This window comes from Cellulophaga sp. L1A9 (assembly GCF_009797025.1).
Classification (GTDB): Bacteria; Bacteroidota; Bacteroidia; order Flavobacteriales; family Flavobacteriaceae; genus Cellulophaga.
Genome location: NZ_CP047027.1, coordinates 2,418,331 through 2,432,822, shown reverse-complemented (window position 1 = coordinate 2,432,822; position 14,492 = coordinate 2,418,331). Strand labels below are relative to the sequence as shown.

The 14,492-nt window shown below is 33.0% G+C and carries 13 protein-coding genes; 5 read left to right on the top strand and 8 right to left on the bottom strand.

The genetic code is table 11. The annotated features are described in order from the left end of the window. Positions 1–132: 132 nt before the first annotated feature. From GQR94_RS10490 to GQR94_RS10455, 8 genes are all read right to left on the bottom strand, one after another. Positions 133–708, bottom strand: a complete 576-nt coding sequence (locus GQR94_RS10490) for a hypothetical protein (protein WP_158975455.1) — start codon at positions 706–708, stop codon at positions 133–135. A 76-nt stretch (positions 709–784) separates the two neighbouring features. Beyond that, complete coding sequence (locus tag GQR94_RS10485; RefSeq protein ID WP_158975454.1) at positions 785–1,402, bottom strand: hypothetical protein; 618 nt, start codon at positions 1,400–1,402, stop codon at positions 785–787. Positions 1,403–1,675: 273 nt separating this feature from the next. After that, positions 1,676–2,629, bottom strand: coding sequence for a hypothetical protein (locus GQR94_RS10480; protein ID WP_158975453.1), 954 nt, complete (start codon positions 2,627–2,629; stop codon positions 1,676–1,678). Positions 2,630–2,786: 157 nt separating this feature from the next. Then, positions 2,787–3,923 carry a hypothetical protein gene (locus GQR94_RS10475; RefSeq protein WP_158975452.1) on the bottom strand — a complete coding sequence of 379 codons (1,137 nt, stop codon included), beginning with the start codon at positions 3,921–3,923 and terminating at the stop codon, positions 2,787–2,789. A gap of 3 nt (positions 3,924–3,926) precedes the next feature. Next, the gene (gene tssD, locus GQR94_RS10470; protein ID WP_158975451.1) at positions 3,927–4,613 is read right to left on the bottom strand and encodes a type VI secretion system tube protein TssD; all 687 of its coding nucleotides are present in this window, start codon (positions 4,611–4,613) and stop codon (positions 3,927–3,929) included. 361 nt (positions 4,614–4,974) lie between these two features. Next, complete coding sequence (locus tag GQR94_RS10465; protein WP_158975450.1) at positions 4,975–6,252, bottom strand: NAD(P)/FAD-dependent oxidoreductase; 1,278 nt, start codon at positions 6,250–6,252, stop codon at positions 4,975–4,977. Between the two features lie 326 nt (positions 6,253–6,578). Beyond that, positions 6,579–7,481 (bottom strand): universal stress protein, encoded by a 903-nt coding sequence (locus tag GQR94_RS10460; RefSeq protein ID WP_158975449.1) that lies wholly within the window; start codon positions 7,479–7,481, stop codon positions 6,579–6,581. A gap of 109 nt (positions 7,482–7,590) precedes the next feature. After that, on the bottom strand, positions 7,591–8,223 hold the full coding sequence (locus GQR94_RS10455; protein ID WP_158975448.1) for a Crp/Fnr family transcriptional regulator: 633 nt from the start codon (positions 8,221–8,223) through the stop codon (positions 7,591–7,593). A gap of 186 nt (positions 8,224–8,409) precedes the next feature. On the opposite strand from GQR94_RS10455, the gene GQR94_RS10450 reads away from it, so the two are divergent. The 5 genes from GQR94_RS10450 (at position 8,410) to GQR94_RS10430 (ending at position 14,492) form a co-directional block, all read left to right on the top strand. Next, positions 8,410–10,806: a heavy metal translocating P-type ATPase metal-binding domain-containing protein gene (locus GQR94_RS10450; protein ID WP_158975447.1), complete on the top strand. Its 2,397-nt coding sequence runs from the start codon at positions 8,410–8,412 to the stop codon at positions 10,804–10,806. Between the two features lie 73 nt (positions 10,807–10,879). Continuing rightward, positions 10,880–11,083: a cbb3-type cytochrome oxidase assembly protein CcoS gene (gene ccoS / locus GQR94_RS10445; protein WP_158975446.1), complete on the top strand. Its 204-nt coding sequence runs from the start codon at positions 10,880–10,882 to the stop codon at positions 11,081–11,083. 2 nt (positions 11,084–11,085) lie between these two features. After that, positions 11,086–13,287, top strand: coding sequence for a cytochrome-c oxidase, cbb3-type subunit I (gene ccoN, locus GQR94_RS10440; RefSeq protein ID WP_158975445.1), 2,202 nt, complete (start codon positions 11,086–11,088; stop codon positions 13,285–13,287). Between the two features lie 72 nt (positions 13,288–13,359). Continuing rightward, complete coding sequence (locus tag GQR94_RS10435; RefSeq protein ID WP_158975444.1) at positions 13,360–13,536, top strand: CcoQ/FixQ family Cbb3-type cytochrome c oxidase assembly chaperone; 177 nt, start codon at positions 13,360–13,362, stop codon at positions 13,534–13,536. Between the two features lie 11 nt (positions 13,537–13,547). Next, a complete protein-coding gene (locus GQR94_RS10430) occupies positions 13,548–14,492 on the top strand; it encodes a cbb3-type cytochrome c oxidase N-terminal domain-containing protein (protein ID WP_158975443.1) in 945 nt (314 codons plus the stop codon).

The following is a 14,492-nucleotide window of genomic DNA, read 5'->3' as shown; positions in this document are numbered from 1 at the left end:
CTTTTCCCCTTTTATTCTTAACTATTTTATACCAAATAGATAAAAAAATGGAAATAAGAATTGTCATAAATGAAGTGTCCAAAACTCAAATTTTAAATTTAGTTATATAATAGTATAAACTATTGTACACCATTAATCTATGGCGATAGTTTCTCTTAAACGTAATTCATTTTCATAATTATAAAAACTAAAGGAGAGATACCCTCTTATGTCATCAGTAATCTTCTGTTCAAAAAAACGAGCTGCTATTTCACTTTTACTAAGATCATAGACTTTTCTCCCACCATTTTCCTCCAAATACACGGCATTTTCAAAAAGGCTATTTTTTTCTTTACTTTTAATAAACATCCTATATCCAATGTAAATATCGAAAACCTTAGTATCGTGACCCGAAAACTTAACGCCTGTTGGAGGAGGAGCTAATTTATGCTTATCTGTATAAATTAAATACTTACTGGGATTATGATATCCAGAACCACCTCCGGAATTCATACTAAGCCTGGTTGTTTCTATAGTGCTTGAATAATTACTTTTCACCTTAATTCTATAAGGTTTTAATAAAGTTACATATACACTATCAGCCATGACAATAGACTCCATTATCTTAAGGGGTGCATCGGTTTTCTCAAAACTTAATTCTACGTTTTCTGTTTGTGCTTTACAGCAGAGTAGTGTTAATACACTTAATACTAGGAATATATTTTTCATAAAAAATTATTGTATAAACATACGTGCATAAAACTCGTATCGTAAGCTTACTGAATCAAATAACATCGTACAACTCTTAATCTACAAGAATTTCAACAGTACCAATTCCGGTAGTCATAAAAACTTTTTCAAAAGCATTTTCGTTCTGCTTAAAAAATGTCCTTATTTTTTTGGGCAAACTATTATCACCGAAAACATTGAATGTAACGAGTGTAAGTGTGTTTTCTTTTGAATCTAAAGAAAAAACTATTCCTCTTTTAAAATAGCCATGATACTTATCATAATTTCTATCAGTTTCTTCTAATTTATTTATTTTAGAGAATACTTCAAAAGATTCTAAATCCTTGCTATAAAAAATCCTAAAGAACGAATATTTACCACTATTTGCAGCAGCAACACACTTAATGTTTTCTCCATTAAATAAAGAGTAAACATCATTTTTTCTCGAAGCATAATAAAATTGCGATCCCGAGATATCCAAGATATCTATTTTTCTATCCTTTTTTAGCTTATCAAATAATTTAAAATCTTTCTTATCAGAAATACATGTACTAATTGTATCGTTTAAAATAATTTCTTCTTTAATTTCTAACTTTTCTATTTCCAACTCTTCATTATTTGCTTGTTGCTTTATATTCTCTTTACAACTTAGCAAAGTATTTATAATTAGTAAAAATATTATTAAATTTTTCATTTTATATCTTTTAAATTAGCTGGGCTAATCAAAGTCCCTCTATATAGCAGAACAAACAGAATCAAGAAAAAGCTACACTGAGCGCAAAAGATGAAAATAATGCGGGCACGCGCCTGACGTCTGTACTAGTGGTTGATTTTTAATCTTTTCAACAATAAGGAACTGCTATTTCCTGATATTTATTTCGTCTTTTAAAATTATTTAACAATTAAAGTATAATAAAATGTTTGTAAAAATGGAGTAACACATTAATACTTATACCAAAAAGTAATATCACATTTTTATGTTATCTATTTCCATAAGAGCTTTACCATTATCTATAGTAATTAGAAAGAGTTGATTATTTCTGTAGATTAGATGTATTTTTATTCTTTCGCCTACCTCTACATCATTAGAGATTAAAGCCTTTTCAACTTTATCCTCTAATAAACTAATTTTAGTTACAGCAGCATTATCATTATTCGTACTTAAGAGAAAAATAACATCATCACTTTCTGTTGCACTAATTAATTCAGTATTTAAATGATAATTTATTTCTTCTTTTTCACCGTTTAAGCCCCAATAAATAACCGAAGTTTCTTTTGTATCTTTTACAAGAAATATCTTTTTTTTAGATTTTAGATAACCTAAATGCATAATAGAATTTGCATCAACATATTCGGACCATTTTTTGTTTAAATTTAGATCAAACATTTCTACTTTAAATGGAAATTTATCGGCTTCGAAGTAGGACATATTTGAAACGACAACCAAATATTTACTTTCAATCACCATACATTTTATAGGGTTGTAAGCAAAATCGTTATTCGCATTTTCAAACTTTTTTTGATTTAATATATTAAACGATTTATCAATTTCAGAAATGACTAATTTACTTTCACTTTCTGAGTTAGAATTAACACCCGAAAACCAATCAGATATGTAAAATAACCTCTCATCACTCTCTAAAAGGAAACACATTGCGTTAGGATATTTTGAAATACCCATGTCTTTCTTTAAAACAATCTTAAAATTTTTATCATATTTAGTTAATACATCTGTAGATTTAGTGTTTCCACCTAAAGTTCTCGGGATGGTATTAAGAACAACAAAACCAGTGTCTAATAGAAGAAAATCTTTAGAAAAAGTAGGTAATTTTATCTTCTTCTTATCAAAAAGTATATTATTATTTTGAAAGCTGAGAAAATCTACGGTACTAATAGAATCCCAATTCGTAGCTCTATCCAACAAAACATTTTTATTATCGTAAAATTCAAAGTAATGATTATCATTCAAGTATCTAGAATAATGATAAAAATCATTAGTTAAAGGGGTTATATCTTTTTTTTTCTTACAAGCAAAAAAAAGAAAAAAAAGAAAAAAAAGATATAACTTAAAGTTCATATTAATATTTTTTTGATTTTCTAATTTGTGAAATTTCCATTCTACCATCAGCACTTTTAATTCCAAAAACATCACACTTGCAATAAAATTTTTGCGAAGTATAATAATTATCTGTTACATTAAAAAACAATCTACCATCTTTGTCCCTTCCAGAACCTGTGATTACACCAAAATGATCTGTAGTTAAATCATCATTAGCGTACCCTTCTTTATAATTCAAGCCAACCATAACAGGTGTTTTTAACTGCATCGCTTGTTTTAAATAAGTAAGAGATTTTTTAAACATTTCCTTTTGAGGTCCTTTCTTCATACCTGCGACATCAGAATCTAGTTTTAATTGAAAAATGTCATCATTAAGTTCTTTCGTACCATCCCATTTTTTATTCCAGCGTTCCGATATAAGTGTATATCCTAAAACACGTAATTGATGTAATGCATAATGATAACATTCACGTTCAGTTCCATCAGGAAGCCATGGTATAATTGTTTTTGAACTATATCTCACTTTGTCTATTTCTAAAACCATATTATATAAAACTGGCCAATCAGCATCATCGCAGATACACGTAGCTTCTTTAATAATTTTTATCCTACCACAATGTATATTTTTTAATTTTCCAGTTTTATCATTAACGGTATAGCCTCCTATTTCCCAATCATCATCGTCATCATCTTTAGCATAAAAATCCACATAAAACATATTTCCCTCTTTACATTTTAATTCTAACTCTAAAGTATAATCAGTATCATATTTAACCTTAAACTCTTCCTTACTCTTTATTGTAACTCCTTCTATTTCTTCTGATAAGCGAACCGTAACTACACCATCATCATCATCGCTTTCTTTATTACCTTTAGTAATATATAAAGGAAATGTAACCTTTTCTTTTTTTGTAATACGTTCATATATTTTGTACCCGCTTGCTTGAGGATAAGAATTTATGTGTTTTGAAAGTTCACTATCTTCTTCTTTATTATAAGCAATAGTTTCGTTTTCATATTCAAAAATTAGTGCATAAGCATCCAAAACTTTCAAACCATCGTATATAAATGAAACTAGAGGCACAAATTCATCACTATCTAATCCTGAAGAAGTCAGTGAAATACTATTATTATCTGTATGTGTTGCAGTGGGCATAAATTAATTCTGTTTTTTTGTAATTAATTCCAATTTCATAGTGTTAGCTGTCACTTTCTGATTTAGCAATTGATCTCCTTCAAGTAATTCTCCTTTATATTCAAAATTAAAAGTGCTATCACTTAAATCTAAATCTATTGATTTACCAACCATATTAGTCGTCTTAATTATAAGGAATACCGATTTATTTTTCCGTAATCTAGTAATTCTCTTACCATCAGCATTTTCATAGTATAAATCGGAAATAGAAGCTTCCTCCTCCCCTTCCTGAAGTACCGGAGCCTCCGCAAACGGATTACTAGGGTTCCAAACTTTCTCAAAAATTACATCGCGCACACGTTGTATCCCTGGAGTAATCGTGAGTTCCATTTTAAGCGGATCGTGACCTGTAGCGCTAAATTGCTCTCGTAATCCTACACAATAGCAATTGGCGAATTCAAAATCAAACAATTTACTCAACCCATCTCTTTTAAAGAAACGGATATACCCATCATACATTTGGTAATCATCTAACATCCATAAATGAAATAAGGCATCATCTCCTGTAGACTCCACCACAAAATTTAATTGTCCGCCTTCTACCTTTGCTTTAGGCTTTCCCCTAGCATCAAGAAGTTGATGGTATACATAATTGCCATTGAGAACATTACGTTGTTCTCCGTTGATAAAGAGTTTTGCTAGAAAAGCCATAATCTATTTCTTAGAATTTTGCTGTGTACTCACAAATAGAACTATTTGTTGGGCACAAAATTATGCAGCAAGCTAAAAATAAAATAATTTAACATACCTTCTGTATTTTATTTGCTTTTTACGTTGAAATACATGTAAATTTTCTACACAACTCAACATTAAGTAGCAAAAGGAAAGAAAAATTTTGATAAACTTAAGGGGTAGAAACAAAAAAAGCCTCCCAAATTAGGAAAGCCTTTCATCGGTTTTCATATTCTTTTTGCAAAGAATAATTAACCACAACTTGTGCTTTTCACAAAGCACAACACAACAATGCAAATATAGAAAAGGTTTTCTAAATATTGTAACTTGTTTCCCTTTTTTAGTCCTTAGCAGAATACGGGCGTACGATTAAACGAGCCGCTTTATCGTAGTTTATATAATTGTAGGCCCAATTAAAAAAGACAATCACTCGGTTTCTAAAACCTACTAATGCCATAAGATGCACAAACATCCAAATGAACCAAGCTAAAAAGCCTCCAAATTTCAGCTTTTTTAAATCTACGACTGCCTTATTTCTACCTACCGTAGCCATAGTGCCTTTATCACTATACTTAAAAGCCTTTAAGGGTTTGTTTGCTAAAAGATTCTTTAAGTTTTTAGCTAAATTTTCTCCTTGCTGAATAGCGGGTTGCGCTACTTGCGGATGTCCTTTAGGAAAATCTTCTGTCTCCATATACGCAATATCTCCAATAGCAAATATGTTTTCAAAGCCTGCTACTTGGTTAAAAGTATTTACTTTGTACCTATTTAAACGTGCCACCAAACTATCCTCAGTCAACCCTTTTATAGACGCTCCTGTTACGCCTGCACTCCAAATAAAATTTTTAGTTTCTAAAGTCTTCCCATCTTTCAAGGTTACTGTTTTACCATCAAAATCTGACACTATAGTATTCAAATGAATTTGAACCCCTAATTTATCTAAAAATTCAGTTGCTTTTTTAGATGCAGTTTCACTCATTGGCGGTAGTACTCTTGGGCCACCTTCAAACAAATGAATCTGCATTTCTTGAATATCTAAATGCTTATAATCTTTGGGGAATACATTTTGCTTTAATTCTGCTAAAGCCCCTGCCAATTCTACTCCTGTTGGCCCAGCTCCTACAATACAAAAATTAAGTAAAGCTTTACGCTCCGACACCTCTAAGGTATCATCTGCTTTTTCAAAATTCTGCAAGATTAAACTCCGAATATTCAAAGCTTGAGGTACCGTTTTCATCGGCATCGCATTTTTAGCTATATTTTCATTATTAAAATAATTGGTTTTCGTCCCTGTAGCAATTACAAGATAATCAAAAGGTAAAACCCCTATAGCTGTGATAATCTCTTTCTTGACAGGATCAATATGCTGAACCTCCGCCAAACGGAAATAAAAATTATTTAATTCTTTTAAAATTTTTCGAATGGGATACGCTATGGAATCGGGTTCTAATCCACTCGTAGAAACTTGATATAATAAAGGCTGAAATGTATGATAATTATGACGGTCTATCATTACGATTTGAGCGTCTAAATCTTTGAGCTTTTTTACCAAAGAAATTCCTGCAAAGCCACCACCAATAACCACAATTCTTTTCTGATTGGTATTCGGAAGATTCATAATCTTAATTTTTACCAAAATTAGGGATTCTTATTTGTTTGATGCGCTAATTGAGTTCCTGTAACATAATTTTATGATGACACCAAAAAACCCTTTTTTTTAAGTAGGACCGTTCGTTATAGAATAAATTTAATTCTATCTAGCTAACTTAAAAAGCCTAGCACATAATAGTACTGTTAAAAGCACTAAAAATGATATTCCTAAGCACTATTTATCAATAACACCTACTTAATCTAAGCCTTACCTACAAACACGTGGATCATTATTTATAAAACAAAAACGTCCCTCAAGAGGAACGTTTCTGGTTTGAAAAATCTAAAAACTATTTAAGTTAAGGAAAGATCTTTATTTGATTGTTCATGTTTGTGTTTAGACGGATTACTCATTCCTAATTCAGGAATAACTAAAAGAGGAATCTGCGCATGAAACGCTAACTGTTTTACTACCGATTCTCTTGTGAGTTTCTCCATATAACTATGTTGATAATTTAGCATAGCCAAAAGGTGAATATCAAGTTCATTAGCAAATACTTCTAAAGTTTTTGATACCGAATTTAATTCTGACACCGTATGCACATAATGCGCTACTTCCTTAAAATATTTACGCAGCATATTCAAATTAAATTGCTGTAACTCTGTAAGCGCTTTGATCTCCTGTTGTACGTGTACAATTCTTAATACAGAATTAAATGTTTTTGCAAGACTTATAATGGGTTCTAATTCTGACTGTGAATAGAATCTATTAAAATCTGTAGCAAAAGCAATCTCTGTTGGAGTTTCAAATTTAAAATATTCTGGAATAGCCAATACTGGACAATTCCTCACCGCTTTAATTACTTTCACAGCGTTACTTCCCATAAATACTTCTGCTACTCCAGAGGCTCCTTTAGTTCCGAGAATTACGACATCAATATCAAATTCATCTACCATTTCTTTCACCTGATCACTTAACAAGCTAAATGAAGAGACTGTTTTAAAAGTGTGCAATGGATTTGTGTACTTTTTCTGAATTTTAGATAAAACAACAGTTAAACCTTCTTTAGAATAATCTTCTACCATTAAAGCCTCATCTAATAACGTACTCGCCATAAACCTACTATTTGAAATAGCTGGCGTATACGTATTTAGCAAATGAAAGGTACAGGCTTCGTCTTTATACAACTCAATAGCATACGTTATTGCATTCCAGGCATTGCTGGAAAAATCTGTAGGAAGAAGAATATTTTTCATTGGTTTATTTTTAATCTCGATGTAAAACTATAAGAAGATGAACATTTAAAATATGATAATTGTCAGTTTACTTATTTTCAACCATTTCACAAATACCAATCAACCTTTGCTACTTACACATTAAATCTAGTAAGGCTGGTTCATCAATAATGGCTATTTTTTTACCTGCGGTTTTAATAAGTTTTTCCTTTTTAAATTCTGATATAATCCTAATACAAGATTCGGTGGCTGTTCCCACGATATTCGCTATTTCCTCTCGGGAAAGTGATACATTCATAAACCCTTCGCCATCCACTCCAAAACTATTTTTCATGTATAAAAAGGCTTCTGCCACGCGTTGTTTTACCGATTTTTGAGACATATTGATAATGACATCATCTGCTTCCTTTAAATCGTGTGCCATATGCCGAAGCACCTCCACAGCAAAATTAGGATTCGTATTTAAGGTATCCATAATTCCTTCTTTTGGAATAAAACATACCTGAGTAGCACTTACCGCTGTGGCACTTAGATTGGCAGATTCTTCTGATATTACAGAACGCTGCCCCAATAAATGACCCTTGGTTGCTAATTTTACAATTTGATCTTTTCCGTTAGAACTAAGCTTCGATAATTTAGCAACACCATCACGAATACAAAAAACGCCATTAAGCTTTTCGCCTTCTTTAAAAATAGTTTCTCCCTTTTTAATGATCTTAGTGCTTTTAGAATCAGAAACTTTTTTCAATTCTTCCTTACTCATCGCTCGTAAAGCATTAAATTGCCTTATTGCACATTGTTCACATCTTAATTCTACATCCTCAACCATAACTCAATAATTACCTGATGGTACAAAATTAGCGCTAAACAAGAATTTTAAACATGACAAAAGTCATATATTTAACAACCCTTATTTTTCATCTTTGCATTGGGTATAAAGCAAATGATTATGAGTACAAATGATTGTTATCACTGTGGTGATGACTGCACTGCAACGCCAATACTTTTTGATGAAAAAACATTTTGCTGCAATGGTTGCAAAACCGTTTATGAAATTTTCTCTAGTAACGATCTATCCTATTATTATGATTTACAGTCTGCTGCTGGTAGTACTCCAAAAGCAATTGAAGGAAAATATGATTTTCTCGATACTGAAACTATTGTTGAAAGACTAACCGAATTTACAGATAACCAACTTCAAATAGTCAACTTATATATTCCAAATATTCATTGCAGTTCTTGTATCTGGGTGCTTGAGAATTTAAACAAGCTTAACCCTGGCATTAGTAATTCTCAAGTAGATTTCCCTAAAAAAATGCTTCGGATTACCTATTCCACAGAAAAGTCATCCTTAAAAGCTGTTGTTTTACTCTTAGCACATATTGGATATGAACCTTACATCTCTTTAGATGATTATGACAATAAAAAGAAATCTATAGATCGTAGTCTGCTTTACAAACTAGGCATTGCAGGTTTTGCCTTTGGAAATGTCATGTTTTTATCCTTTCCAGAATACTTTGATTTATCGAGCAATAAAACCAATGGTGGCGATTTTTGGTTGAACCAATACGAAGACCTTTTTAGATGGCTCATGTTTAGCTTTTCTTTACCTGTAGTTTTTTATGCCGGTAAAGATTATTTTATATCTGCCTATAAAGGCTTACGTTCTAAATTATTAAATATTGACGTTCCTATAGCTTTAGGTATTTTAGTATTGTTTGTACGGAGTACCCTAGAAATTATTTTTGATTGGGGGCCTGGCTTTTTTGATAGCTTAACAGGACTTGTTTTCTTTCTACTTCTTGGGAAATTTTTTCAACAGAAAACCTATTCTTTTCTTTCTTTTGAGCGTGATTACAAATCTTACTTCCCCATTGCAGTCACTAAAATTTTGCCTGACGGAAAGGAAGAAACTACCCAGATTCACACCATTAAAAAAGGAGATCGTTTATTGCTTAGAAATGAAGAACTAATTCCGGTAGATGGCATTCTAATCACTGGAAATGGCAAAATTGACTATAGTTTTGTTACCGGAGAGTCTGAACCGGTGTACAAGAATTCTGGAGATAAAATTTTTGCAGGAGGAAAACAATTACACGGTGCTATTGAAATGGAAGCATTAAAAACCGTTTCACAAAGTTACCTCACACAATTATGGAGTAATGCTGTTTTTCAGGAAGATAAAGCAAGTAAATTTCAAACCATTACAGATAGCATAGGGAAGCGTTTTACCATTTTTGTGCTAAGCATTGCATTTGCAGCTACTGCTTTTTGGTTATTTTATGATAGCAGCAAAGCGCTAAACGTATTTACGGCTGTGCTTATTATTGCCTGCCCATGTGCTATTGCGCTAGCATCTCCTTTTACCTTAGGAAACATGTTACGTATTTTTGGCCGGAACAAGTTTTACTTAAAAGACACGCAAACTATTGAGCAGTTGGCGCAAATAGATACGGCTATTTTTGACAAAACAGGAACCATTACAAGCGCTAAAAAAAGTACGGCAACCTACGAAGGCTTAGAACTCACAGAAGAAGAGGAGTCGTTATTAAAAAACACTTTGAGAGCATCAAATCATCCTTTAAGTCGCAGTTTATATGACCTGCTTTCTGCACATAACATTGTTACTCTTGACGAATTTGAAGAACATATAGGCAAAGGAATTTTTGGGGCAAGAAATAATAGCGAGATAAAAGTAGGCTCTGCTAGTTTTGTGGGTAAAGAGACTCAAAATGAAATAGAAAGTACCGCAGTGCACATCAGCAGCAATTCGGCATATAAAGGTTGCTATATTTTTAAAAATCAATATAGAGCAGGTATTTCAGCACTTTTTCAAGCCATGAGTGAAACCATACAATTGGCCATACTTTCTGGTGATAACGAAGGTGAAAAAAAACGCCTAGAAGAATTATTACCAAAATTGACCCCACTCTACTTTAATCAAAAACCAGCAGACAAACTTCAGTTTATAAAATCACTGCAAGAACAAGGTAAAAAAGTGATGATGGTGGGTGATGGCCTCAATGATGCTGGAGCTTTAGCACAAAGTAATGTTGGTATCGCCATATCTGAAAATGTAACCATATTTTCTCCCGCTTGCGATGGTATTTTAGATGCCACGAAATTTGAAGAATTATATTCCTATATTCTAGCCTCTAAAAAAGCAATGAAGATAATTAAATGGAGTTTTGTACTATCTTTAGCCTATAATGCAATAGGGTTGTATTTTGCAATCACAGGCCAGTTAGAACCTGTAATCGCGGCTATACTAATGCCTTTAAGCTCTATTAGCATTGTGGCCTTTACAACAATTGCCACCAATATTTTAGGTAAAAAATTAAAATAAAGTTAAAAACCTGACAAAAGTCATATTTTAGGCTTTGTCATCCACGTAGTTTTGCATAAGAATTCAAGTAGGTATGAGTGTTATTTATATTTTATTAGCCATTAGTATCAGTATTGCTATTGTCTTTTTTATCGCTTTTATCGTTTCGGTAAAAAGCGGTCAATATGACGATTCCTATACGCCATCAGTACGCATGCTTTTTGAAGATGAGTTAGTTAAAAAGACTCCTAAAGAAACCGAAAAATCAATCCAACTAAATAAAAGTTTAAACAATTAATTATGGAATTACAGCAGTTTTATTACGACAACAAAGTCGTTAAAAAATTCCTCTACGCAACCATGTTTTGGGGAATTGTAGGTATGTCAGTAGGGCTACTCTTAGCGCTCATGTTTCTATTTCCAAATTTAACTGATGGTATTCCATGGTTAAGTTTTGGTCGTTTAAGACCATTACACACCAATGCCGTAATTTTTGCTTTCGTAGGAAATGCAATATTCGCAGGGGTCTACTACTCTACACAGCGATTGCTTAAGGCGCGTATGTATAATGACTTTTTGAGTAATTTTAATTTCTGGGGTTGGCAACTAATCATTGTCGCTGCAGCAATAACATTACCATTAGGCTATAGCACTTCGAAAGAATATGCAGAATTAGAATGGCCAATAGATATTGCTATTGCCATAGTTTGGGTTGCTTTTGGTGTTAACCTAATAGGAACCATGATTAAAAGAAGACAACGTCACTTGTATGTTGCCATTTGGTTCTATTTAGCAACATTCGTAACAGTAGCGGTACTTCATATTTTTAATAGTTTGGCCTTACCAGTAAGTGCCTTTAAAAGTTATTCTGTTTACGCAGGGGTACAAGATGCTTTGGTACAATGGTGGTACGGACATAATGCAGTAGCATTTTTCTTGACAACACCGTTTTTAGGATTGATGTATTATTTTGTTCCTAAAGCTGCGAACAGACCAATATATTCTTATAAACTTTCTATAGTTCACTTTTGGTCTCTGATATTTATTTATATCTGGGCAGGACCACACCACTTGTTATATACCGCTTTACCAGAATGGGCACAAAATTTAGGTGTTGCTTTCTCTATAATGTTATTAGCACCATCTTGGGGTGGTATGATCAACGGTCTTTTAACTTTAAGAGGTGCATGGGATAAAGTTAGAACAGATCCTACCCTTAAATTTATGGTCGTTGCAATTACCGGTTATGGTATGGCTACTTTTGAAGGGCCAATGCTTTCTCTTAAAAATGTGAATGCGATTGCGCATTTTAGTGATTGGATTATTGCACACGTTCACGTGGGTGCATTAGCTTGGAATGGCTTCTTAACTTTTGGTATGATCTACTGGTTAGTTCCTAAAATGTTTAAGACTAGATTGGCCTCTATTGGTTTGGCTAATTTTCACTTCTGGATTGGCACATTAGGTATTATTCTTTACACCCTTCCTATGTACGTGGCAGGTTTTACACAAGCCTTAATGTGGAAAGAATTTAATCCAGACGGAACATTAGTATACGGTAACTTCCTAGAAACAGTAACAGAGATAATGCCAATGTATTGGATGCGTGCTATTGGTGGTACCATGTACATTATTGGTGCTTGTGTTATGATTTACAACGTAGTACTTACCATAAAAGCTGGTACTGATGTTGAAGATGAATTAGCAGAAGCTGCTGCATTAACGAAAGTTTCTAAGAAAAGAACATCTGGAGAAGGTTTCCACACTTGGTTAGAGCGTAAACCTATACAATTAACAATATTAGCAACAGTAGCTATATTAATTGGAGGAGCTGTACAAATAATTCCAACCATTTTAGTAAAATCTAACATCCCAACAATAACGAGTGTAAAACCATATACACCTTTAGAGCTAGAAGGCCGAGATTTATATATCAGAGAAGGCTGTGTTGGATGTCACACACAAATGATTAGACCCTTTAGAAGTGAGGTGGAACGTTATGGAGAATATGCTAAAGCAGGAGAATTTGTATATGATCACCCATTCTTATGGGGAAGTAAACGTACGGGTCCAGATTTATTACGTGTAGGAGGTAAGTATTCAGACAACTGGCACTTAAACCATATGTATGATCCACAAAGTACCTCTTCAGGATCTATTATGCCATCTTATTCATGGTTGATTAGAGACAAACATGACCGAAGTAATATCCAAAGTAAAATGGAAACTATGGTCACCCTAGGAGTCCCTTATACTGAAGATGAAATCGCAAATGCCGTAAAGAATATGGACGAGCAGGCCAGTAAAATAGAGAAGAATTTATATGCTGATCCTGACTTTGCGAAAACATATGAAGCAGACAAGAAATATGCAAAAGAAAACGGAGAGGATTTCACTGAAATGAAAGACCGTGAAATTGTTTCTCTTATTGCCTATTTACAACGCTTAGGTACAGATATAAAAATAAAAGAAACAGGAGAATTGATCCCTGACTCAAAATAATAAAATTGACAATTTAGAGGTAAGTAATCCGCATTAATTACCTCTAAATTTTCTCCTAAACTAAAAGAAATCATGTTCAAATTCGTAAAAGGTTACATGGAAACTATTGATGGTGTAGCGATCTACCCTATCATATCATTATTAATCTTCTTTATCTTTTTTGTAGTGCTTTTTGGGTGGGTATTTACCGCCTCAAAAGATTACATAAGTGAAGTAAGTGAATTACCATTAGAAAAAGACAACCAATAAAACTAAGTATTATGAAAAATAAATCACTTTGGTGGATAAGAGTCCCGGCACTATTCTTCCTCATCTTCGGATTGATGGAATATTTTGTTGACTCTGGAAAACAACCCGCAATAATAGCCTACCCAATCACTCAGTTCTTTATGGTATTGGTGCTTATTATTCTTATTGCCATAGAGCTTATTTTAAGCTCCATTGAAAATGTGATGTTCCAGACGCTTTCAGAAGAAGCAAAAGAGCGTTACCTAGTTTCTAAAACCACGAAATGGGAATGGAAATGGGGTAAAAACATTTACAAGAAAATGTTAGGTTCTAAACCAATGGAAGTAGAAAGCGAAATTGTTTTAGACCATAATTATGACGGAATTAGAGAACTAGATAATAAATTACCGCCATGGTGGGTATATATGTTTTATGCGAGTATCGTTTTCGCGATTGTGTATCTGTTACGTTTTCACGTTTTTAATGATTACAACCAAATTACAGAATACGAACAAGAAGTTGCTGATGCTAATTTAGCAATAGAAGAATATAAGAAAACAGCAAAAGATCTTGTGGACGAAAGTACTGTAGTATTATTAGCAGATGCCGGAGACCTTAGTGCTGGAAAAAAAATATTTGAATCTAACTGTGTTGCTTGTCATATGGCAGATGGTGGAGGTGGAATTGGCCCTAACCTAACCGATCAATATTGGATTTTAGGGGGTGGAATTAAAAATGTTTTTCACACTATATCTGAAGGTGGTAGAGACGGTAAAGGAATGATTGCTTGGAAGCAAACGCTTAAACCCGCCGAAATTGCCCAAGTTGCAAGTTACGTTTTACAAGAAATAAATGGGAAAACTCCCGCTAATCCAAAAGCTCCCGATGGAGATATTTGGGTAGACCCGAATACACCTGCTCCAGCCACTGAAATACAAGAGCAAGTTACTGATTCAACCAGCGTAGTAATGAATTAA